Below are 23,018 nucleotides of genomic sequence, written 5' to 3'. Positions count from 1 at the left end.
CGCGAGCAAGCTCGCTCCCACAGTTTGTTTGCGGAATTCAGAACAACTCGCTGAACGGAATAAACCGCGCCGTATCGCCCACTTCCAGTGTGCAACCTTCCGGCACTTCCACCAGTCCATCCGCCCAGGATGCGCCCAGCAATACGCCTGAACTCTGGTTCGGATACAGCACCGCCTGACCGCCTTCGAGTTTCACCCGGAGGTACTCGCGGCGACTCCCGGGTTTGGGCCAGGCAAAGCCGACCCTGGCCGGGAAGCTCAAAGGCTCGACGTCTTCGACGCCCTGAATCCGCAACAGATAAACCCGGGCCAACAGACCGAAAGTCACCAACGCCGATGTCGGATTGCCTGGCAGGCCAATCACCGGCACGCGGCCGAAGTGGCCCACGGTCAATGGCTTGCCGGGTTTGATCGAGAGTTTCCACAGCAACGGCTTGCCGCACTCGCGCAGCACCTGGCCGAGGCAGTCGGCGTCACCGGCGGACACGCCGCCCGTGCTGAGCATCAGGTCCGCCGTGTGTTGCAGCTGTTCGAGCTTGAACCGCGTCTGGCGTGGCTCGTCGGGGAGAATGCCGGCATCGATGACCTCGCAACCCAACGCACTCAACCAATGGCTCAACAAGGTGCGGTTGCTGTTGTAGATGCTGCCGGGCTTGAGTGGCGTGCCCGGTTCGACCAGTTCATCGCCGGTGGACAGTAACGCCACCCGTGGTCGCCGCACGACCTGCACATGGGTGCAACCCTGCGCCGCCGCGACCGCCAGTTCGAACGGGCCGAGGCGCTTGCCGGCGCGCAGCAGCACATCGCCGACGCGGTTCTCCTGGCCTTGCGGGCGGATGTTGCTGCCGGCGCTCAGGGGCTGCTTGAAACGGATACGTCCGTCATCCAGTACCTGCGTGTTCTCCTGCATCTCCACGCAGTTGGCACCCTGCGGAACCGGGGCGCCGGTGAAGATGCGCGCGCAGGTTCCCGGTGCCAGGGCTTCGGGGGCATGACCGGCAAATACCTGTTGCGACACGGTCAGTGGTTCCCCGTCCCAACCGTCGACATTCAGGGCATAGCCGTCCATGGCGCTGTTCGGCCAGGGCGGCAGATCGAGGGTCGCCACCAGGTCATTGGCCAACACCCGTTGCCTGGCGGCACTTAGCGGCACCGCTTCGCTGTCTTCAATCCACTGCGCCTCGGCCATTGTCAGCAACCGGTCAACGGCTTGCTCCACCGACATCAGCGATGAAGCGCTCATCCCCGCGTCCCGCAGGCTTGCACAGGCTTGAGGTGCGGCACGAAATTGCACGGCCGGTGGCGAGCATCGAGTTGCTCGGCGAGGATGCCTTCCCAGGCGGTGCGGCAGGCGCCCGTGGAACCCGGCAGGCAGCAGACCAGCGTGCCATTGGCCAACCCGGCCAGGGCCCGGCTTTGTACTGTGGAGGTGCCAATGTCGAGGATCGAGATCGCCCGGAACAGCTCACCGAAGCCATCGATCTGTTTATCCAGCAAACAGGCCACTGCCTCGGGTGTGCTGTCGCGGCCGGTGAACCCGGTGCCACCGGTGATCAGCACCACCTGAATGCCGTCGTCGGCAATCCAGTTCGCCACCTGCGCGCGGATCTTGTACAGGTCGTCCTTGAGCAGATTGCGCTCGCTGAGGGTGTGGCCGGCTTCCAGCAAACGACTGACGAGCAGTTGGCCGGAGGTGTCATTGGCATATTCACGGGTATCGCTAACGGTCAGCACGGCAATATTCAAAGGTATAAACAAGGCATCCGGTTTGACGCTCATGGAATTCTCCAGCAGGTATTAATTAAATAACTTCCTGAGACTAGATCGATAAAACTGACACTGTCTAATCACTCTAACCAACCAGACTATCGAGCCTGTCTATCAATATAAAAAGACCAGAAAACCACCGACGATAGAGCACATCGATAACCTCTTAAATACCAGTGATTGGACACACACCAAAGACAATGAGATCGTCCGCACCTAACGATTCCTGCCTCGCCTTGTGTCTTGCGCACCTGAGTCAATACTTACCCCTTCACTCCCCCGCCAGCAGGTGCCGTCATGGACATCAAACAACTCAAGTTCCTGATCGCCCTGGAGCAAACCCGCCACTTCGGCCAGGCGGCCGCGCGCTGCCACATCACCCAGCCCACGCTGTCGATGCGCCTGCGCAACCTGGAGGATGAACTGGACCTGGTGCTGGTCACCCGGGGCCAGCGCTTCGAAGGTTTTACCGAGGCCGGCGAACGTGTACTGGCGTGGGCCAGAACCCTGCTGGCCGCCCACGACGGGCTCTTCGCCGAAGCCGCCGCGTGCCGGGGCCAGCTCGTCGGCAACTTGCGCCTGGGGCTGGTGCCCCTCAGCAGCTTCAACCCGGTCACCTACATCCAGGGCCTGTCCCGCAGCTTTCCCGAGCTCAAGTACAGTCTGTCTTCCTTGAGTTCCGACCAGATCATCGAGGGCCTTGGCAACAATCAGCTGGACCTGGGCGTGTGCTACCTCGATCACGTCAACCCGAGCTATTTCGAGTTTTTCGAGATCGGCGAGACCCGCGTCGGCCTGCTGTACGACACCCGCCACTTCCATTTCGACGGCTCGCAAATGAGTTGGGAGGACGCCGCCGAACTGCCGCTGGGGATGCTCAGCAATGGCATGCACTACCGCAAATCCATCGACCTGAGCTTTCGCAGCCGCGGACTGGACCCGCAGCCGATCCTCGAAAGCGATTCGACCTACCAGTTGCTGCAGGCGATTCACGAAGGTTTCTGCTGCGCGATCATGCCGCTGGACAGTGGCCTGGAAGAGCCCATTGAACACCTGTCGTTCATCGAATTACCGGATGCCAGCGTACTCGCACCCCTGGGCCTGGTGATGCGCAAGACCGAACCGCGCTCGGCGATTGCCGAGAAGTGTTTCGCCGAAGCACGAACGTTATTCAGCCGGACCAACTGATCAAGTTTCAGCTTTATATAAAACCGAACCGGACATGTTTGCCCAGCTTGATAGACATCACCAATCGGCGCATCGGAACAAGCGATTGGACGCTATGAAAAGTTACCCGTAGCCTGAACTTAATTCAGCGCTTCGAGGTTCTTTTCATGTTGTGCCAAGTTGAACAAGCCGATGTTCGAAGCGACACTAACGCCCCCGCGCCCAAACCGCTGAGTGTGAACTTTCGCGAGTACGACAATGCCGCGTCAGTTTGTCAGGCGGCGCTGGCATCAGAGATTGCCCTGGCGATCACCTACAACGGTTTGAGTCAGGCCGTGATGATGGTGTCGCCGGGCAACCTCGAAGATTTTATCCGTGGTTTCAGCGTCAGCAACGACATCGTTGAGGACCAGAGCGAAATCTACGACCTGCGCCTCACCCACTTCGACCAGGCCGTTCAGGCAGACGTACAGATCTCCAGCCGCGCATTCTGGGCGCTGAAGAACCATCGCCGGCAAATGGCCGGCACCAGTGGCTGCGGGCTGTGCGGTGTGGAAGCGCTGGAGCAGGCCCTGCCGAAACTGGACATTCTCGACCCGGTTGCCCTGCCGCCCGCCGAGCACTTCATCGACATCCGCAACCGCATCGAACAGGCACAACAAATGGCCCGCAGCAGCGGCGCGCTGCACGCAGCTCTGTACTTCGACTCCCAAGGCAATGCGCTGATCTGCCGCGAAGACATCGGCCGCCACAACGCGCTGGACAAGTTGATCGGTGCCCTGCAGCACGCCGGCATCGACAGCCGCAGCGGCTTCACCCTGGTCACCAGCCGTTGCAGCCTGGAGCTGATTCACAAAGCCGTCAGGGCCAGGCTCGGCACGCTGGTCAGTCTGTCGGCGCCCACCGCCCTGACCGTGCAATGGGCGATCAAACATCGCCTCAACCTGATTCACGTGCCCCACCGCAACGCACCACGCATTTACAGCCCGGCATGATGCCTTCACCTGATCACCGCGCTGGCCAGCGCAGGAACTTCCCATGACAAACCTTTCAGATGCATCGCCCAATGGCCTGACCCACCTCGACAGCCAGGGTCGCGCCAACATGGTCGATGTCAGCGAAAAATCTCCGACGCAGCGTGAAGCCCAGGCCCAGGCCTGGGTGCGGATGCGCCCGGAAACCCTGAAGCTGATTCAAAGCAACGGCCATCCCAAAGGCGATGTGTTTGCCGTCGCACGAATCGCCGGAATCATGGCGGCGAAGAAAACCCATGAGCTAATTCCGCTGTGCCACACCTTGCTGCTCAGTTCGATCCACGTCGAACTCAAGGCCTGCACACCGGACAGCGTGAAAATCGTCGGCACATGCCGCGTCGAGGGCCAGACCGGGGTCGAACTCGAAGCCCTGACCGCCGTCAGCGTGGCGGCGTTGACCCTCTACGACATGTGCAAGGCGGTGGACCGCGGCATGGTCATCGATGACATCCGGCTGCTGAGTAAACAAGGTGGCCGCTCCGGTCATTTCAAGTTCGAGGACGCACAATGATCCTGATCAATTACTTCGCCCGTTACCGCGAGCAGCTCAACCTGGGTGGTGAAAAACTGCCCCTGACCGACAGCCTCAGGACCATCGAAGACGTGCGCCGATTGCTGATGGCCCGCGGTGAGCTGTGGAGCCATGTGCTCGGTGAAAATAACCTGATGTGTGCGCTGAACCAGGAGCTGTGCCATCCGGACCGGGTGATCGAGGACTATGACGAGATCGCCTTTTTTCCACCGGTCACCGGGGGCTGAGACATGACGGTTCGGGTCCAGCGTGAAATGTTCGACGTCGGCGGCTTGATCGACAGCTTGCAAGCCAACGATCCGGGCGTGGGTGCCGTGGTCAACTTCGTCGGCTACGTGCGCGACATCAATCAGGGTGAGGCGGTCGCCGGGCTGTTTCTGGAACACTACCCGGGCATGACCGAACGTTCGCTGCAGAAAATCATCGACAACGCCAGGGCCCGATGGCCACTCCGGGCCGTGGAGATCGTGCATCGGATCGGCCCGTTGTCGATCAGCGAACCGATCGTGTTTGTCGGCGTCAGCAGCCAGCACCGTCAGGCCGCTTTCGAAGCCTGTGCGTTCATCATGGACTACCTGAAAACCGACGCGCCGTTCTGGAAACGCGAAGACGTGGCGAGCGGCGCACGCTGGGTCGATGCCCGTGACAGTGACCGGTCAGCCGTCGCGCGCTGGGCAGATACGCAGCATCAGGCGACTATCCAACGCGCTCCGGCATTGCATTGCTGCGGTTCAAGCGCGGGGTGATCGAGGTGTTGATCGGCTGCGGGTTGATCGGCCTCGGTGTGCACCTGATGTTCTGAATCAAACATTTACACGCGTCACAATCCTCCCTAGTATCCAGCCATCCCCGGATGGCTTGTTCTACTGGCCACCGACGATTTCCGCCGCCGGAAACCTGCGCCATGCGTACTTTGCCGTCAGAACAGCACCTGCTGAACATTTCGATCCAGGCCTCCTCGCTGCTGACCGTGGACGGCATTGCATGAAGCGCATCGTCAACCTGCCCATGGCCCTGCGCCGTTCCAAATTGCGTCACTCCGCACGTCCGCCGGATAGCACCCTGCTCGCCTGATCGCGTCAACAACGCGTAGAGCCCTCTCCTTTGTTATCCCTTGCCTGCACGCCCCGGGTCTGTACCCGTCGTTGTGCCATGGCCTGAATTCGCGCGCCTGTGCGGCGCCAACGCGAGACAAGAACAATGACTCCACGTTGCAATTCCTACTACACCGCCACCCTCAACCAGGACACCGATTACCCGACGCTGCAAGGCCGGCACCGGGTGGACGTGGTGATCATCGGCGGCGGTTTCACCGGCGTGGCCACCGCCGTCGAGCTGGCGGAAAAAGGCCTGAAGGTCGCCATCGTCGAAAGCCACAAGATCGGCTGGGGCGCCACCGGACGCAACGGCGGCCAGGTCACCGGCAGCCTGTCGGGCGACGAAGCCATGCGCAAACAGATGCGCCGGACTATCGGCGATGAAGTCGACGATTTCATCTGGAACCTGCGCTGGCGCGGGCACCAGATCATCCAGCAGCGCGTGAAAAAATACGGCATCGCCTGCGACCTCAAGCACGGCCACCTGCACGCGGCGTACAAACCCGCGCACATGGACGGCTTGCGCAAGGATTACCACGAGGCGGTGCACCGTGGCATGGGCGATGAGGTCAGCCTGCTCGACCGCAGCCAGGTGCGCGATCTGCTGCAAAGCGACCTCTACCACGGCGCAATCAAGAACACCCGCAACATGCACCTGCACCCGCTCAACCTGTGCATCGGCGAGGCCCGCGCAGCCGAAAGCCTGGGCGCGTTGATCTTTGAAAACAGCGAAGTGCTGGAGATCATCCATGGAGACACACCAGGTGTGCGCACCGCCCACGGGCACATCGACGCCAATCAGGTGCTGCTGGCCGGCGACGTCTACCACAAGCTGGAACCGGGCAAGCTCAAGGGCAAGATTTTCCCGGCCATGGGCGGCATCGTCACCACCGCGCCGCTGGGCGATCTGGCCAGACAGATCAACCCTGAAGACCTGGCGGTGTACGACTGCCGCTTCGTGCTCGATTACTACCGCCTGACTGCTGACGGCCGCTTGTTGTTCGGTGGCGGCGCCAACTACAGCGGCAAGGATTCGCGCGACATCGCCGCCGAGCTGCGCCCGTGCATCGAGCAGACCTTCCCGGCGCTCAAAGGCGTGGCCATCGACTACCAGTGGAGCTGCGCAATGGGCATCGTGATCAACCGCATCCCGCAACTGGGCAAGCTGTCGGACAACGTCTGGTATTGCCAGGGCTACTCCGGCCACGGCATCGCCACCACCCACATCATGGGCGAAATCATGGGCCGCGCGATCACAGGAAAACTGGAGCAGTTCGACACCTTCGCCGCCTGCCAGCACATCCGCGTGCCCATGGGCGACCTGCTCGGCAACCCGATGCTCGCCGCGGGCATGTGGTACTACCAGATGCTTGAGCGACTGCGCTGAGGTTGTTGGCCAGCACATTCAGCATGGATGCTGCCTGGGCTGGCCTCTCGCGAGCAGGCTCGCTCCCACATTTTGATTTTCAGTGACCGCAAAAATTTGGTCACCCAAGATCCCTGTGGGAGCGAGCTTGCTCGCGATGGCGGTGTGTCATTCAGCAGTGATGTCGGCTGAAAGTACGCCATCGCGAGCGAGCTCGCTCCCACAAAAACTCACTCAAGCCTGCACCACCTCGATCCCCAGCGCCCGGTAATCCTCGACATTGCCTGACGCCACATGCCGTTCGGTGAACAGCGTGTGCACGCGGTTACAAGGCGCGACGACAAAGGGTTCCACCGCGCCGAGCTTGTCCGCCGTAGTCACGGCAATCACGTGGGAAGCACAGTCGAGCATCGCCTGTTTCACCGGCACTTCATCGAAGTGCAGTGAGCTGAGGCCCACCTGCGGGTGGATCGCGCAGACCCCGGTAAACAGCAGATCGGCCTTGATGCCCGCCAGCAGCCGCAGGGTTTCGTGGCCGCTGGCCGACATCGTCGCCGGGTTGAGCTGGCCGCCGGCCAGGATCACCTTGATGCCTTTGTATTCGGACAAGGTAATGGCCGTCATCGGGGACGCGGTGATCGCGGTGATGGCGATCTCCGCCGGCAGCGAACGCGCAATCTGCAAGGTGGTGGTGCCGGAATCGAACACCACGATCTGACCGTCCTGCACCCGTCGCGCAGCCAGTTGCGCCAGATGGGTTTTCACTTCATCGGTTTCACTGATCCGGGTGAAATAGTCCTTGCCCGTGTCTTTGGGCCGGGGCAACGCCCCGCCGTGCACCCGCTGCACCAGGCCGACACTGGCCAGCTCCGCCAGATCGCGGCGGATGGTGTCTTCGGACACTGCGAAATGCTGGCTCAACTCCGACGCCATGACCTTGCCGTCACGTTCGAGGATCAACAGGATTTTTTGCCGGCGCACTGATGGAAGTTCGGCAGCAGAATGGTTGTCATGCATGTTTTTGCTCGTTTATGCGTTAAGTTGCGCGTTTAGGCGAGATTAGCCAATGCACGGGGCAAACACAAACGGGCGGCCGGGCAAACAGCTCCAAGTATCATTTTTTTCGATCTTTCAAATCATTACGCCGAATTTTTCATTTTCCTGTGACCTGTTCAAGATGGCGCCGTCACTCATGTTTTGGATGGAAACTTCATGAATATCAATTTTGCTTTTGCGTGCATGATCGTGGTCTCGTTTACGATTGCACTGGTTCACGCCTGACCGGTGCCGGTCGTACAACAAAGCGGTAAAAGCCTGACAAATCAGGAATATGGCCTATAAACAGTGGTGTCATGATTTCCGATCAGGGGAACTGGAAGGCTCCCCCGGAAGTTGATCTCTAAAAAAGCTGCGGACAATTGAGTGCCCGCCTGGAGACACCACCGATGAAAGCTCTGAAAATCGCCGCCAGTGAAGGCGCATCCGAATGTTTCCTGAACGCCCGCGAGGTGGTCCCGCTCGGTCACACCGACTTCACCGACGTCGCCGTGGCCGTGGTGTCGGTCAATGATGTGTTGGCCGGAGCCCTGGACGCCATTCAGCGCACCGGTTTTGATATTCCGATTTTCCTGGTGGCGTCCCCCGGCACCAGCACCCACCCCCGGGAAGTCTACAAACACCTGAATGACGTGCTGCTGCAAGTGAACGGCATCTTCGACCTGTCACCCAGCAACGTCGAATACCATGGCAACCAACTGGAGACCGCGGCCAAAGCCTACGAAGAAAGCCTGCTGCCGCCGTTCTTCGACTCGCTCAAGCATTACACCGAAGCCGCCAACGCAACCTTTGCCTGCCCCGGTCACCAGGGCGGCCAGTTCTTTCGCAAGCATCCGGCGGGTCGGCAGTTTTTCGACTTCTTCGGCGAGACGCTGTTTCGCGCCGACATGTGCAATGCCGACGTCAAGCTCGGCGACCTGCTGATCCACGAAGGCCCGGCGCTGCTGGCGCAAAAGCATGCCGCGCAAGTGTTCAACGCCGACAAGACCTACTTCGTGCTCAACGGCACCTCGGCGTCGAACAAGGTGGTGACCAACGCCCTGTTGACCCCGGGCGATCTGGTGCTGTTCGACCGCAACAATCACAAGTCCAACCACCAGGGCGCGCTGTTACAGGCCGGTGCCACGCCGGTCTATCTGGAAACCGCGCGCAACCCTTATGGCTTCATCGGCGGCATCGACGCCCACTGCTTCGAAGAAAGCTACCTGCGCGAACTGATCGCCGAAGTCGCCCCGGACAAGGCGCAACTGCCCCGGCCATTCCGCCTGGCGATCATTCAACTGGGCACCTACGACGGCACCGTGTACAACGCCCGGCAAGTGGTCGACCGCATCGGCAAGCTGTGCGACTACATCCTGTTCGACTCGGCCTGGGTCGGTTACGAACAGTTCATTCCGATGATGAAGGACTGCTCGCCACTGTTGCTCGATCTGAACGAGAACGACCCCGGCATCTTCGTCACCCAATCGGTGCACAAACAGCAGGCCGGTTTTTCCCAGGCCTCCCAGGTGCACAAGAAAGATCGCCACATCAAGGGCCAGGCCCGCTATTGCAACCATCACCGGCTCAACAACGCTTTCATGGCCCAGGCCTCGACCAGCCCGTTCTACCCGCTGTTCGCTTCGCTGGATGTCAACGCGCGCATTCACTCGGGCCGCAGCGGCCTGCGTTTGTGGGAAGACTGCGTGAAGTTCGGCATCGAAGCGCGCAAGTTGATCCTCGAAGCCTGCACCATGGTCCGCCCGTTCGTGCCGTACACCATTGACGGGCGTGCGTGGGAAGACTATCCAACGGAAGACATTGCCAATGACATCCGCTTCTTCGAGTTCCATCCCAAGGATCGCTGGCACGCCTTTGCTGGTTATGCCGAGAAGCAGTACTTCATCGACCCGTGCAAGTTGCTGTTCACCACGCCGGGCATCGACCCGGTGGACGGCAGCTACACCGACTTCGGTATTCACGCCGGCATCCTGGCCAACTTCCTGCGCGAGAACGGCATCGTTCCGGAAAAATGCGACCTGAACTCGATCCTGTTCCTGCTCACCCCGGCCGAAGACTGGGCGAAGATGACCCACCTGGCCGCACAGATCGCCCGTTTCGAACGTTTCATCAGCGATGACGCGCCGATGAGCCGGGTGCTGCCGGCGATCTACGCGCAGCATCAGGAACGCTATCGCAACTACACCATTCGCCAGCTCTGCCAGGAAATGCACGACCTGTATCGCAGCCACAATGTGCAGCAGTTGCAGAAGGACATGTTCCGCAAGGAACACTTCCCGAAAAAGGCCATGAACCCGCAGCAAGCACAAATCGAGTACATCCGTGGCAACGTCGAACTGGTGGCGCTGGCGGATGCCGATGGCCGCATCGCCGCCGAGGGTGCGTTGCCTTACCCGCCGGGCGTCTTGTGCGTGGTGCCGGGCGAAATCTGGGGTGGCGCCGTGCTCAAGTACTTCCTGGCCCTGGAAGAAGGCATCAACCGCTTGCCCGGTTTCACACCGGAGCTGCAGGGCGTGTACCTGAAGCAGGAAGGCGGTCGTACCCGGGCGTATGGGTACGTGCTCAAGGCCTGATGACAGGCTGCAGGAGCCGGCCTGGGCTGACTCCTGCAGCATGCATCGATCAGAATTTTTCCGGGATGAACTTGAACGGATAGTTCGGATCCCGATAGTTGCCGGGACTTTGGCGCTTGGGCAGTTTCACTTTTGCCCGCGGTACTTCTTCATAAGGAATACTGTTCAGCACATCACTGATGATGTTCAGTCGCGCCCGTCGCTTGTCATTCGAGTTGGCGACCCGCCACGGGGCGAATTCGGTATCGGTGGCCTCGAACATGTCGTCCCGGGCACGGGAGTAGTCGTACCAGCGGTTATAGGACTTGAGGTCCATGGGTGACAGCTTCCAGATCTTGCGCCCGTCGGTGATACGCTCCTTGAGGCGTCGGGTCTGCTCTTCCTGGCTCACTTCAAGCCAGTATTTGATCAGGATGATTCCCGATTCGACCAGTGCATGCTCGACGCGCGGCACCACGCTGAGAAAATTGCGCACCTGCTCTTCGCTGCAAAACCCCATGACCCGCTCTACACCGGCGCGGTTGTACCAGCTGCGATCGAAGATCACCACTTCACCAGCCGCCGGCAGGTGCGGCAGATAACGCTGCACATACATCTGGCTTTTTTCCCGCTCGGTCGGCGCCGGCAGCGCCATTACCCGGAACACCCGAGGACTGACCCGTTCGGTGAGCGCCTTGATGGTCCCGCCCTTGCCGGCGCCGTCACGGCCCTCGAAGATGATGCAGACCTTGGCGCCCGTGTGCTGCACCCACTCCTGCAGCTTGACCATCTCGACATGCAGCTGCGCCAGCTCCTCGAGATACACCTTGTTCTTGAGCTTGCCGCCTTCAGCCGGTTTACCTTTCGATGCAGCCTTCTTCTTTGCCATGCCCGTTACCTCCTTCAATGCGTCACATAGCGTCCGGAGCGCGCCCGGCCACGTTCATTCAGCCTCGACTGCGCTGGTAGTGTTCAACCGCCTGCTCCAGGTTCAGGAACATGCGCGCCTCGCCCAACGTATGGCCCAAGGGTGCCTTGATAACCATGTCCCAGACGCCCGGGCTCATGCCCACCAGCCACAATGAAATGCCTTTTTCCTGCAGTCGCTGTTCCGCCCCGGTGAGCATTTTCAGGGCTGTGTACTCCAGGTCGAACACGCTGCGCAGGTCCAGAATCACCACGGCGGGTCTTGCTTGTTCGATCAGGGGCCGCATCTTCATACCGACGCGCTGGGCGTTGGCGAAAAAAATCCGGCCTTCCGGTCGCAGCAACAGCAGCCCGTCAAAGTGTTCGTCATCGAGGTGTTCGGCGGACTGCGGCCGGTACACATTGGTGCCAGGTTTGCGCCCGAGGATGTGCACGGGTGGGTCCGAGACCTGATAGGCCAGTGCCAGCAACGAAACCACGATTGCCACGACGATCCCTTGCAGCGTGCCCAGCAGCATCACGCCGATCATGGCCACCACGGCCCAGGCAAATTCGGTACGGCGAACCGACAGGATCTCGCGAAACTCCGCCGGCTCGATCAGGCCCACCGAATACACAATCACCACGGCGGCGAGCGTGGCGTTGGGCATCAGGCCAATCAGCGGCGCCAGCAGCAGGCAAGTGCCCAATGCCAGCGCAGCGGTGACCAGTGCGGCGAGTTGCGAACGGGCGCCGGCCAAGCGGTTCACCGCCGTTTGAGTGGTCCCGCCACCCGCGACCATGGCCCCGAGAAATGCGCCGCCGATGTTGGCAACGCCGGTGGCCAGCAGCTCCCGATTCGGCTGTGGCGCGGGCTCGTCACTGCGGGCGAACGCGCGTCCCGCCGCGATGGTTTCGGTGAAACTCATCAGCGCGATGCCCATCGCCGAAGGCCACAGGGTTTCGGCCAACGACCATACCGGCAGGGTCGGCGCGGGCAATCCGATCGGCACCAGGCCGACGGCGGACACACCAAAGCTCTCCAGGCCGAACAGGCTCATGGCGATGATGCCCAACGCCACCGCAATCAACGGTGCGGGCAGTCGTGGCGTAAAACGCTTCATGCCGACCAGCAGCACGACCATGAACACGCCGACCGCCACGGTCGGCAACGAGGCATGACCGATGCTCTGAACAGTGGCCAGCAGATTGTGCAGGAAGCCACCTTTGTCGATGTGAGTACCCAGCAATTTGGGTAGCTGGTCGAGCACGATGACCACGCCGATGCCAGCCTTGAAACCCACCAGCACCGGTTCGGAAATGAAATTGGCGACGAAGCCCAGGCGCAGCAATGCCGCGACGATCAGGATCGCGCCCACCATCAGGGCCAACGTGGCGGAAGCCGCGAGCAAGGTCGCCGCATCGCCATTGGGGCTGATCTGGCCCAACGCTGAGCCGGCGAGAATGGCCAGGGTGGTCGTGGTGCTGACACTGAGTGGGCGCGAAGTACCGAGCACGGCATAGATCACCATCGGCACCAGCACCGTGTACAGCCCGACCTGCACCGGCAAGCCGGCAATGGTGGCGTACGCCAGCGCCTTGGGAATGACCACCGCCGCTGCCGTCAGCCCGGCGACCACATCGCCTCGCAGCCAGTCGGGCCGGTAATTGCCGAGCCATTCCGGGATCAACAGGCTGCGCACGGTACCCCGCAATGGAGTGCCTGGAATCCGCTCTTGCGGATGGCTGCCTTGTTGATTCATGAGTCACTCCAGTCGCAATTCGTCCCATGCGGATGATGAGTAGACTCAACTGACCGCACAATCCTTTAACTGCACGCGTAACCACTGCAAACCTTCATCGGCATCAAAGCGTGTGTACCAGCAGGCAATCCACGCAGGCTCGGCCAGTTACAAATGTAGCCGGTTTGCACGGCTACGCCGCCATATGGCTGGCGAAGGGGACAGACGCCCCACCATCACCGGTCAAAAATGGAAAGCCTTATATGGACGACGCCATGAAAGCGATAAATGAGCTATACCCGCTAACTCCCCCCATTGCAGTTCTTCAGCTCAGGAGTTTGGCAATGAAGCTCAAAACCTCACTGGCAGCACTCATGGTTGCAGCAAGCCTTTTCGGCTGCACCACTTCATCGACCCACGGCGTGAACGTTACCCTGGTCGCCACCCGGCAAAACGCCGGTCAGATCGGCACCGTCACGCTGACGGACTGGGACAAGAAAACCGGGCTCAGTTTCTTCATCAGCGGTGCTCCAATGGGGGTTACCCTGCCCCTGCGTCTTTACTCCTTCATCAATAACGGCAGCTGCGAGCAACCCGGGTCAGTCGCCTACGCGATGAACGACACCGTCAACACCGAACGCCAACCCGTACGCGGTTGGTCTTTTACCAGGACCGCGCCTGTGCCGTTGCAAACCCTGGTTGACGGCAAGTATTCGGTGGTCGTGCGAACGGCTTCGACCGATGGCAACGTCGATATTTTTTGCGGGGATATCAAGCCTGAAGTGCCGGCGAAATAGCCGCGACCATTTCAGGCCAGCCCTCGGTACCGCTCGTGCCACCGGTTGTCCGGTGCGAGCGGTGGCGTCTGGTGAGTGCAAATGGGGCCGGTAGAAGCTGCGGTCACAAACCTGTCATTACTCACTGATAACGTCCAAGCGCTTTCCCGAACCGCATCCGCTCGATCTCCGATCGCCAGTTCCCTGTACCAGGGCTTTGCCCCTCCGCTCAAGGTGACACTTCAGGTGTACTCAAGCACGACGCGCAAGCAAATCATCATCCGATCCAACGACATGAGCTGCGACGACTTTGGCGCGTTGTTCTCGAACCTGTTCGGCAACCTTTATTCCGACTCTCCACCGCCACCGAAAAACATCATCATCGGCGGAGTCTATGGCAGGCATGAAGGTGTCAGTTTTCGGCGCATGTACTATCGCGGTGACTTCACGGTGGCTTTTCCCGCCCCCCTTGATGAAATCACCTTCGTCATTCCCACCGCCGGCAAGATCATCTTCAACCACGTTACCGAGTCGGTAGGTTTTGCCCAGGTCGGCCTGGCGATCGACAAAGCCGAGGTCCGCTCGGCGCGCTTTGTCGACAATCATGCGCAGCACGGGATTTCGATCAGCCGGGCGCTGATTACCGAACGACTGTCGATGCTGCTGGGCAAGCCGATCCTGCAAAAAATCTGTTTCGAGCCTGTGGTGGATCTGAACATATCCGCCTTTCAGGGCATCAAGGCACTGGTGGACCTGGCCACGGGCACCGAGTTCGACCTGCTGATCAACACAGGTTCGCTGATGCCTTCGCGCCTTCGCGAAATGCTGGTCGATGCGGTGCTCGAAACCTGGCCGCACAACTTCACCGAAGCCCTTCAACGCCCTTCCCCACTGATAGCGCCGCGGCATGTGAAGCTGGCCGTCGAGTACATTCAGGCACATCCCGACCACCTGGCCAGCGGCACGGAACTGGCGCAGTTGACCAACGTCAGCCTGCGCGCATTGCAGGAAGGTTTTCAGCGCTTCATGGGCACTTCGATCGTTGCCTATCAACGCCAGGTACGCCTGGAACGCGCCTATGCCGCGCTGTCCCAGGGGGTTTCGCCGTCGGTGACAGACGTGGCCTTGCAACACGGCTTCAGCAATGTCGGGCGGTTTTGCCAGTATTTCCAGAGTGCCTACGGCATCAGTCCCGCAGACGTGAGAAAGGGCCAGCGAACGCGGCCGATGGCGACCAATTGAGGCTCGCCCCCACCCTTTGATCGGTGTCGAACACAATTCCCACGCACGACAAAAAACCACTGTGGGAGCGAGCTTGCTCGCGATGGCGTCGTGTCAGGCAACATGGATGTTGAATGCGAAATCGCGATCGCGAGCAAGCTCGCTCCCACATTCAATCCGTGTCGCCCCACCAGTCCTGCGTAGGACAAACAACACCGCTCCCACTGATTGCCTAGACTGATCGTCAGAACAGATAACTGGCCTTCAGCCCGCCATTGAAGCCGTGGCTGTCGCCGCCACCGCTGGCGCCGATTTGCGCACCCACGCTCCACGCACCCAGGTTGGCCATGACGTTGACGCCACCGGTGAACTGGTCACGGTTATCGAAGGCGGCTTGCTGTTCAACGTCCAGGCCCAACAGGTGCCCTTCGCTGTCGACTTCAGGGTCGCCCAACACATGCTCGTAGCCCACTTGCACGCCAGGCACCACTTGCCAGGCGCCCAGGCCGACAGGTGCAAAGGATGCGTTGAGATTGGCCACCGCGCTCTTGCGGGTCTGGTGGATGCCGTCGACGTCCAGGGCCAGTTCGCTGCCTTTTTCCTGGAAGCCCGACAGGTTGACGTGGCTGACCCGCACGCCGAGGCTCGGTTCGAGGGTCACGCCGTTCACCGGCACACGGTAACCGAGCGCCAGGGTCGCGCCGGTGAGATTGCCATGGCTGTCGCCCTTGGCCGTGCCCAGACCGCCGCCGAGTTCGCGCTTGCTCTCGTAATCGAGATAGCCGGCGCTGGCATCGACATCCACAAACAGGCCGCGCTCCAGACCATTCGGTGCGAAGCGTGCGCCAACGCTGAAGAAGGTCAGGTCGGTATCGGCCTCGCCACCTGCGCCACCGACATTGCCGCTGCTGTAGCCGAAACCGGCATGGGCGCTGAGCTGTTCGGAAAAGCGCTGGGTCAGGCCAATCATCATGCCCTGGGTATGCTCATTGCTGCTGGAGGCCTGAGACGAGCCGTCGGTGCCCAGATACCCCGCCAGGGCGGTGCTCCACAGGCGATATTGCCCGGCCTTGAGGTCGATGCCGCTGGTGAACGGCGCCGCAGCCTGTTCGATCATCGCGCCCTGGCGCAGCAGATAGCTGGCAGCGTCGGCGTGCACCTGGCCGCCGATGGTGGACTGGACGCCGCCGAGGCTGCGCGCATCGATGGCCGATTGCAGGTAATAGTTGTAGGCGCTGTAGGTGCCCGACAGGTTGCTGCTCTGCAGTTGTTGCAACAGCTGCGCGCCGGCCGCGGCGTTGCCGGCCAGGTCCGCCGCGCCCGGCAAGCTGTTGTAGAACACCATCTTGCCGCGCAGCACGTAGATGGTTTCCTGAGACAGGCCGAGGCCTTGCTTGAGGTAGTTATCCATCGTGCCGTACTGCGCGGTCACTTGGTCCAGGCCGGCTTGCAGGTAACTGGCCTCCACACCGATCAGCGGCCCATAGATGGTCGCCATGCCCGGTGGCAACGCCGCCAGGGTCGCCTTGATGCGCGCGGCGGTGTAGTCGTTGGTCGCCAGGTAGTTGCTCATGATGGTGGCATCGTCGACCCCGGCGATGCTTTGCAGCACGGCGGCGGTCCAGCCCGTGCGGTCCTTGCCGGCCGTGCAATGGAACAGCGCGGCACCGTCGACCGCGGCCAGTTCATTGAACAGCTGGTTGAATTCGCTGCGCATCCCCGCGTTCCTGACGAAATCACGGTTGGTGTCCTGCATCATGGCGGTGGCTTCGGCGGCGCTGTGAAACGCGATGTTGGTGACGTTCGCGCCGGACGTGGAGCCGCCGATGATGTCGATGTTGGTGTACGTCGCGCCGGTGAGCATCTTGTCGGGTGTGGCGGCGATCTCGCTGGGCGTGCGCAGGTCGTAGACCGCCTTGATGCCCAGGCCGTTCAGGGTCGCCAGATCCGCCGCAGACGGCGTCAGCGCGTTGGAGCGGTAAAACACCCCGCCACGCAGGGTGCCGTCATTGGCCGTGGTGTACGCGGTGGTGAGACCGGCGACATCACGGAAATTGTCGATGCTCTTCAGGCGTGGCGTGTTGAGGGGGATAGTCTCGGCAGCCTGGGCGGCAGCGATGGACAGGCTCAAAACAGACAGCGAACACACAAGTCGTTGGAACACAGTGCAGCCTCATTGGAATACCGTTGGGCTGACTAATATCTACATTGAAATGACGCTGAACATGACAAATCGCCCGCGCAGGCAAATCACTGCGCGATGTGTCCGGGCGGCTCGTTTTCTGTCCGTGCAATGCCCGTTGTGCGGCGAACCTGGGGGGCAGGTTTTGAGTGATGGCTGGCGGGGAACAAGATGTGCGGTGGCCGTTGATCAGTTTCCGGGTATAAAAAAACCCGCCTTCCAGCGGGTTTTTGGCTTTTCAGAATCTGATCTCTACCGCTGCGAACTCAATGGGTTTTTTTCGAGGTCGACAGCCCGGCTTTACTCAAGCCTTTGGTGTTGTGCTCACCCGGGGTCGAGGCCGAAATAGCGCTGGCCTTGGCGACGCCACGGGTATCGGAGTGGGCGAGGCCCGAGGTCGTGGTGCCATGACCGTTATCATCATTGCGCTCACTACCGTAGTGGTTCCCGCTCAGGCCACGGTCGCGCACGGACTTGCCGGCATGGTCGCTGTCCAGCCCGTTACCGCGGCCGTTACTGCCGGAGTGGCCTGTACCGGCGTGTCCGCCACCCATACCGCCGCCGTGGCCTGCGCCGTTTCCGCCGCCATTTCCGCCACCATTTCCACCGCCGCCACCGCCGCCACCACCACCGCCACCGTCCTTCGCGTATGCCGAACCCATGATCGACAGGCTATCAGGGAGTAACGGGGCGGCTGCAAGCATCATGGCGCATGACATTACAGCAACGAGACTCTTGTTTTTAAAAAGCATGATTGCTTCCGTAGGAGGTTGATATCGCGTGACGTATGACGCGATATCCCTCCAACAGTTCAAGTACCACGACAAACGGCTGGAGCACCTTGAATCAGCGGGAAGACTACCTTCCACACTTTAATCAAACGCACCGTCGAGAATTTCATAGACAAGCCCGGTGGCCAGCGCAACCAGGATCAGGTCCGTGCCGACTTGCTGCCATTCGTAGCCGTCATAGTGGGGCAGCCTGCCGACCAGTCGGCCATCCAGTTTTTTGGCGATGCCGGGTGGAAGTGGTTTGCCTCGGGCAAGGTTCTTTTGAATACCCGGTGGCAAGTCGGATCCGGGGCTCCAGTAGCCGGTATTCACGCCAATGATCTCGAGCACGCTGCCACGGTTGATGCTCGGGCCATTGCTCCAGTCCCCGCCGCCGGAATTCTTGTTCTTGTTGCCATGACTGCCCTGGTTGCCATGGTTGACCTTCCCGTTGCCCTGGCCGTTACCGGGATCGGCCAGCGCCGTCACCGAGCCGCAGACCAGAGTCAAACAGGTAACAGCTGCAATCAATGATCGAGTCCTGAACATGATTCATTCCTTCGTGGTGGGGAATAGTCCCTGAAATTTAGACTTTATAGACGAAGTTGGTTCCATGAAGTCACCCACCGCCAAACCGTCTACGCTCATCCGATCGAAGCCTTGCGGGCATTTGCCGGAGGATGGGGCTTGTCGATTATAGGCATCTTGATACGTCGCAGATACTTCAGTGCGTGGCGCTGTTTCCCGATTGTTACCTCAGCGCCGCAGTTGTCACTTCTGCGCCGCCGAGCTGACCAATAGAGTATGGCCGTCGGTGTGGAACAGGGTCGTCGACTTGTCGGCCCGCGCTGGCACCGATCCCCCCATCACGGAAGAGGTGAATCATGAGTTTCGTCAAAGTGGAAAAAAACCAGAGCAGCGCCCCGTCGGATATCGACATGAAAAAAGCCATGGTCGAGTCGGGCGGCAAGCCGGGCGAGGTCACCGGGACCAATGCCGCCCGCACCCTGACCTACACCGGCGTGGTCAATCACACGGTGTACGAGAACAAGCTGATCGAGATCGCCAAGGGCAAACGCACCAGCTGGAACTTCGTCTGGGCCGATGCCAAGGCCGCCTGAGGTCAAGGCGGGGCGGCCGATCGGCTGCCCCGCTGACTCAGCCCCTGATACAACCCCGATACCCGCTTGTAACACCACGACACTTAGCCGCCCTGCCCCTCGCCCCTAGAGTGAAGCCGTCAATGGACTGCAGCGCCAGGCGCCAGCAACCCATTGATTGTCCAACACACCACCAAGGAAGAGGGAAACCATGAGCAAATCAATCGCTGTCAGCCAACAGAGCCAGCAGCTTCACAATGATGTGCAAGAAGCCGTCAAGTCGATCATGGGTGCAACGCAACTGAAGGCGGCAGATTACGGCCGGGTACTGAGGTCAGCCCTGGCAGCTTCGCAAAAAACCGTCACCATCGAAATCGCCGCCGGCGACCTGGCGCAGCTGAAGAAGTCCGGCTACAAGCTGTGCTTTGCCAAGAAGGTGGGTGACGCCGACTACAACGTGGTCTGGCAGTCCTATGACGCTTACCTGAGCAACAACGAGTTCAGCTGGACGCCTCAATATCAGCTGTTTGCGTCCAACCTGTTCAAGGCAAATGTGCAGGTCAAAGTCTCGACCAACATCGTCAATATCGGCCTGGGGCAAACATCGACACTCGATGAGCACGGTCTGCTGAGTTCGGCGGTTACCGGGGGGCCGAACATTTCCATGACCTTTGTAAACGACTACGCCCCCATCCATCCGGGTATCAACCAGCTATCTACCGGCATTGATGGCAATCAGGTCAGCACCCCCATTTACGTTGCGGTGGATCAGGTGGTCACCGGTGAAACCGTGCTGACGCCGGTGGAAACCATCCTCGTGTGGTTCGAACAGAACGTACAGACCAGCACCATGTTCAGTACCTCACGCTCCAAGGCGATCGAAATCGACTTGACGTTCGATAACACCGCAGGTCGCCTTTACGAAGGCGGTCAGTGGAAAACCGTGTAACCGTCATGCCGGGGCAACCTTGCGGTTGCCCTTTCACTCCTCTTTGCCCGCCGTGGCGAAGTAGCCCGTCAGCGAGCGACAGATCGACTGCGCGAGGTCCTCCTGGGTGGCGATGCCATGGGGTCGATCACGATCGAACTGCGCCGACCAGCGAATCCGCCCCTGCGCCACATCCACCAGGCGCAATGACGCTCGCACCCGCGAAGGCTCGACCCGCACGCTGCCCTCCAGGCAATAGCTGTAACGCCCGCCACGCTTGAAGTCCGGTACCGGCTCGCTGCTGCGTGCCACCCGCATCAACACATGATTGGTCCCGGTCTGCGCCTGCTCGAACGACTCGAACAGTCGGCAGCTCAACTCCTCGCACAAGCCCCGGGTAAAGTCATCGCCATCGCGGGTGAGGCAGGTAAACGGCTGGATCTGGACCACAGGATGGCGAGTGCCGACGCCCTTGGGCCGCAGCTGCTGATAGGTCAAACGATAACACCCCGGTGGAATGCTGAAGCGCACCGGGTCCTGCTGGCCGTTGCCGGCGTAATGCGCTGCGAGCTTGCGCCGCAAGCGCCCCACCTGCACTCGCACCACCGGATCGTCGCCCGTGCAATACATTGCCGGGTCACGACGAAACACCGCGATGCCGATGGCGTGTTCGGTCAACGGCGTATTGCAAGCCTGAAGGTCGTGCTCGACCAGAAAGCGCAACAGACTGCCCATGCGCCTGGACTTGGCAAATAACGGACTGACCAGCAACAGCGCCAGCACCCGCTCGATTTCTTCCCGATCGAGCGGCTCGGGAACCCCCGCCGCAGTCGAATCGGCCATGCTTTTGATCACCATCGCCTGCCTCCGTGCAGGTTGCCGACAGGAATGGATGTCGCACTCCGTGATTACCCTTGCAGCGTGAGCAGGAATGGGACTCGGGCACTGCAACGACCAAGCGTAGCAGCCGTGTTGATATCGGCAGGCAATTGCGATGGTAGCAACCCGCCATCCGACGAACGTTCAATCTTGACGCCTGAAAAATTTGTAGGACTTGTCCCTTTGTGGCGAGGGAGCTAGCTCCCGCTGGGCTGCGAAGCGGCCCTGATCCTTTGCAACTCATTTCCTCAGACCCATCGCAGTGCCCGGTTTTACGGCGGCAGAGCCGCCGAACGGGAGCAAGCTCGCTCGCCACAGGGGCCGTTTGGCGTCCTACAGGCCGGTTGCAGCACTGGTAATCGATGCCTAATGTGCGCCCGTCGCTGACTTGAATTGGCGACAGGGTTTCGCAGCCCTGTAGAAGATGGAACACAGCTAAATGACAACTGTGGCAAAATTTGCCGCCGTTTCGTTTTATGGCGGCTGTGTGTGGGAGACCTTCGGGTCTGCCGGTTTCACTCTTCTCCGGTCTGCGAACCCGCACATAGCTGCCACCCATTTGTTTCGCAGCAAAAGGTGGCACTTCATGATCCTTTGAAGAGTTCTACCTTATGACAATGCAAAACCCGCCTCGCCGCTTCACCCCCATGAAACAAATCGCCACCAGCTACCCCGTCCTTCTCATCGACAGCGACGCCCCGCTGCGCGAACTCCACAACTGCGCCGCCGAACGCCTCAACGCCGTCCTGCAATACCTCAACCTCATGGCCTGCACCAGCCTCCCCGACTACGCCGAAAACGACATCAACACCGTCACCAACATTTCGCGGATTCTGCTGCAGGATGTGCGGGATGTGTTTGGGGTGATTGAGCAGCGGGGGTTTGAGGTGCCGAAGAAGCAGTGACATTTTTCAAGCACAAAAAACCCGCATTTCTGCGGGTTTTCAATGGCCATCGTTCAGTTGGCTTTAGCAGCCATCAGCAGACTGACGCACAGGAACTGTTTTTGAATACCGTCTAAAAAATTTATCTCCCCGGCCGATTCATTTAGACTCGACTGTTGGCTCATGGGGCCAGGCCAAGCCCTATAACGGATATCCAAGACAGCTCTTCATGAAAAAAATAATCAGTTATTTGCGAAATAGTTACTGGAAACGATGGATTCGCAAACACAAATGCAAAGTGGCGGGCGGTGTATTGTCACTGCACAAAAGATCGACACTGACCATTGAAGAAGGCGTGACGCTTGGGCATGTGGTCATAGAGTCGAAAAAGCTGGAAATCGGTGCGCATACCTATATCCGCAGTGACTGCTTCCTTTCGGCGGTCTCATCCATTGGCAGGTTTTGTTCCATTAGTAGCAGCTGCTTTATCGGCCAACAAAAGAGCTCGCATCCGTTGGACTGGCTCAGTTCACATCCCTTTCAATATTCCGACACTGCGCTGGTTTACGACCCGGAGGTTGCGGACATCACGATTGGGCATGACGTCTGGATCGGCCATAGCGCGATGATCCTGGAAGGCGTGACCATTGGCACCGGCGCAGTCATCGCAACCCGCGCCCTGGTTGCCCATGACGTGCCACCGTACGCCATTGTTGCCGGCACCCCGGCAAAAGTTGTCAAGTATCGGCACACACCCGAGTTGATTGAGGCGCTGATCAACAGCAAGTGGTGGGATGTTGATGTCGAGGTACTCAAGACATTACCGCTCAATGATCCGCAAGCCACTTTGTCTCTGTTGGCCACCCTGCAGAAAGAAACGCGCGCCGACTACCAACAGATCGAGATATCCCGCAAAGGGTGCAGTATTTCGTCTTGAACAGCAGGAATGGCCACCATTGAACATTCAAGATGCCAGGCCATAACCAAATCCGAATGATAAAAAACCCGCATCAGATGCGGGTTTTAACGGCTGGCTGTTGATGAACCCTGCCCGCAAAG

The 23,018-nt window shown here is 60.1% G+C and carries 22 protein-coding genes; 13 read left to right on the top strand and 9 right to left on the bottom strand.

Translation table 11 applies throughout. The annotated features are described in order from the left end of the window. Positions 1–37: 37 nt before the first annotated feature. Together AC1D1M_RS26615 and moaB are read right to left on the bottom strand one after the other, a co-directional pair. Entirely contained in the window at positions 38–1,243 is a 1,206-nt protein-coding gene (locus AC1D1M_RS26615; RefSeq protein WP_477777956.1) for a molybdopterin molybdotransferase MoeA, read from the bottom strand. Then, entirely contained in the window at positions 1,240–1,779 is a 540-nt protein-coding gene (gene moaB / locus AC1D1M_RS26610) for a molybdenum cofactor biosynthesis protein B (protein WP_007976036.1), read from the bottom strand. The genes AC1D1M_RS26615 and moaB overlap by 4 nt, the downstream gene beginning before the upstream one ends. A gap of 285 nt (positions 1,780–2,064) precedes the next feature. Here moaB and AC1D1M_RS26605 point away from each other — a divergent pair, with 285 nt between their 5' ends. The 6 genes from AC1D1M_RS26605 to AC1D1M_RS26580 all read left to right on the top strand — a co-directional run bounded on the left by AC1D1M_RS26605 (position 2,065) and on the right by AC1D1M_RS26580 (position 6,984). Beyond that, complete coding sequence (locus tag AC1D1M_RS26605; RefSeq protein ID WP_477777955.1) at positions 2,065–2,955, top strand: LysR family transcriptional regulator; 891 nt, start codon at positions 2,065–2,067, stop codon at positions 2,953–2,955. Positions 2,956–3,101: 146 nt separating this feature from the next. Continuing rightward, positions 3,102–3,929, top strand: coding sequence for a formate dehydrogenase accessory sulfurtransferase FdhD (fdhD, locus tag AC1D1M_RS26600; RefSeq protein WP_477777954.1), 828 nt, complete (start codon positions 3,102–3,104; stop codon positions 3,927–3,929). Positions 3,930–3,972: 43 nt separating this feature from the next. Next, positions 3,973–4,479: a cyclic pyranopterin monophosphate synthase MoaC gene (gene moaC / locus AC1D1M_RS26595; protein ID WP_477777953.1), complete on the top strand. Its 507-nt coding sequence runs from the start codon at positions 3,973–3,975 to the stop codon at positions 4,477–4,479. Further along, complete coding sequence (moaD, locus tag AC1D1M_RS26590) at positions 4,476–4,727, top strand: molybdopterin converting factor subunit 1 (RefSeq protein ID WP_477777952.1); 252 nt, start codon at positions 4,476–4,478, stop codon at positions 4,725–4,727. Before moaC ends, moaD begins: the two co-directional genes overlap by 4 nt. 3 nt (positions 4,728–4,730) lie before the next feature. After that, positions 4,731–5,246 (top strand): molybdopterin synthase catalytic subunit MoaE, encoded by a 516-nt coding sequence (moaE, locus tag AC1D1M_RS26585; RefSeq protein ID WP_477777951.1) that lies wholly within the window; start codon positions 4,731–4,733, stop codon positions 5,244–5,246. Positions 5,247–5,700: 454 nt separating this feature from the next. After that, the gene (locus AC1D1M_RS26580) at positions 5,701–6,984 is read left to right on the top strand and encodes an NAD(P)/FAD-dependent oxidoreductase (RefSeq protein ID WP_477777950.1); all 1,284 of its coding nucleotides are present in this window, start codon (positions 5,701–5,703) and stop codon (positions 6,982–6,984) included. A gap of 213 nt (positions 6,985–7,197) precedes the next feature. On the opposite strand, the gene AC1D1M_RS26575 is transcribed toward AC1D1M_RS26580, so the two are convergent. Beyond that, a complete protein-coding gene (locus AC1D1M_RS26575; protein WP_477777949.1) occupies positions 7,198–7,980 on the bottom strand; it encodes a DeoR/GlpR family DNA-binding transcription regulator in 783 nt (260 codons plus the stop codon). Between the two features lie 428 nt (positions 7,981–8,408). On the opposite strand from AC1D1M_RS26575, the gene speF reads away from it, so the two are divergent. Then, positions 8,409–10,592, top strand: a complete 2,184-nt coding sequence (gene speF / locus AC1D1M_RS26570) for an ornithine decarboxylase SpeF (RefSeq protein WP_477777948.1) — start codon at positions 8,409–8,411, stop codon at positions 10,590–10,592. 49 nt (positions 10,593–10,641) lie between these two features. Here the strand turns inward: speF and ppk2 are convergent, their stop codons facing one another. Both ppk2 and AC1D1M_RS26560 read right to left on the bottom strand, forming a co-directional pair. Next, complete coding sequence (gene ppk2, locus AC1D1M_RS26565) at positions 10,642–11,460, bottom strand: polyphosphate kinase 2 (protein WP_477777947.1); 819 nt, start codon at positions 11,458–11,460, stop codon at positions 10,642–10,644. A gap of 58 nt (positions 11,461–11,518) precedes the next feature. Beyond that, complete coding sequence (locus tag AC1D1M_RS26560) at positions 11,519–13,240, bottom strand: SulP family inorganic anion transporter (RefSeq protein ID WP_477777946.1); 1,722 nt, start codon at positions 13,238–13,240, stop codon at positions 11,519–11,521. Between the two features lie 323 nt (positions 13,241–13,563). Between AC1D1M_RS26560 and AC1D1M_RS26555 the strand changes: the two genes are divergently transcribed. Together AC1D1M_RS26555 and AC1D1M_RS26550 are read left to right on the top strand one after the other, a co-directional pair. Then, on the top strand, positions 13,564–14,016 hold the full coding sequence (locus AC1D1M_RS26555) for a hypothetical protein (protein ID WP_477777945.1): 453 nt from the start codon (positions 13,564–13,566) through the stop codon (positions 14,014–14,016). Between the two features lie 273 nt (positions 14,017–14,289). After that, positions 14,290–15,237, top strand: coding sequence for a helix-turn-helix transcriptional regulator (locus tag AC1D1M_RS26550; RefSeq protein WP_477777967.1), 948 nt, complete (start codon positions 14,290–14,292; stop codon positions 15,235–15,237). A 223-nt stretch (positions 15,238–15,460) separates the two neighbouring features. Here AC1D1M_RS26550 and AC1D1M_RS26545 read toward each other — a convergent pair whose 3' ends face one another. From AC1D1M_RS26545 to AC1D1M_RS26535, 3 genes are all read right to left on the bottom strand, one after another. Continuing rightward, positions 15,461–17,380, bottom strand: a complete 1,920-nt coding sequence (locus tag AC1D1M_RS26545) for a tyrosine-protein phosphatase (RefSeq protein ID WP_477777944.1) — start codon at positions 17,378–17,380, stop codon at positions 15,461–15,463. A gap of 284 nt (positions 17,381–17,664) precedes the next feature. Continuing rightward, entirely contained in the window at positions 17,665–18,150 is a 486-nt protein-coding gene (locus AC1D1M_RS26540) for a hypothetical protein (RefSeq protein WP_477777943.1), read from the bottom strand. Between the two features lie 120 nt (positions 18,151–18,270). Continuing rightward, positions 18,271–18,717: an anti-virulence regulator CigR family protein gene (locus AC1D1M_RS26535; RefSeq protein WP_477777942.1), complete on the bottom strand. Its 447-nt coding sequence runs from the start codon at positions 18,715–18,717 to the stop codon at positions 18,271–18,273. Between the two features lie 335 nt (positions 18,718–19,052). Between AC1D1M_RS26535 and AC1D1M_RS26530 the strand changes: the two genes are divergently transcribed. Further along, a complete protein-coding gene (locus tag AC1D1M_RS26530) occupies positions 19,053–19,289 on the top strand; it encodes a hypothetical protein (RefSeq protein WP_477777941.1) in 237 nt (78 codons plus the stop codon). 190 nt (positions 19,290–19,479) lie between these two features. Next, complete coding sequence (locus AC1D1M_RS26525; RefSeq protein ID WP_477777940.1) at positions 19,480–20,217, top strand: hypothetical protein; 738 nt, start codon at positions 19,480–19,482, stop codon at positions 20,215–20,217. A 33-nt stretch (positions 20,218–20,250) separates the two neighbouring features. Here the strand turns inward: AC1D1M_RS26525 and AC1D1M_RS26520 are convergent, their stop codons facing one another. Next, the gene (locus tag AC1D1M_RS26520) at positions 20,251–21,054 is read right to left on the bottom strand and encodes a hypothetical protein (protein WP_477777939.1); all 804 of its coding nucleotides are present in this window, start codon (positions 21,052–21,054) and stop codon (positions 20,251–20,253) included. Between the two features lie 632 nt (positions 21,055–21,686). On the opposite strand from AC1D1M_RS26520, the gene AC1D1M_RS26515 reads away from it, so the two are divergent. Both AC1D1M_RS26515 and AC1D1M_RS26510 read left to right on the top strand, forming a co-directional pair. Next, positions 21,687–21,980, top strand: a complete 294-nt coding sequence (locus AC1D1M_RS26515) for a fructose-bisphosphate aldolase (RefSeq protein WP_477777938.1) — start codon at positions 21,687–21,689, stop codon at positions 21,978–21,980. 208 nt (positions 21,981–22,188) lie between these two features. Further along, positions 22,189–22,896, top strand: coding sequence for a CatB-related O-acetyltransferase (locus AC1D1M_RS26510; RefSeq protein ID WP_477777937.1), 708 nt, complete (start codon positions 22,189–22,191; stop codon positions 22,894–22,896). Positions 22,897–23,018: the final 122 nt, after the last annotated feature.

Source organism: Pseudomonas sp. P1_F7 (assembly GCF_056405655.1).
The sequence above is the reverse complement of the archived record's forward strand: the minus strand, read 5'-3'. Positions and strand labels throughout refer to the sequence as shown.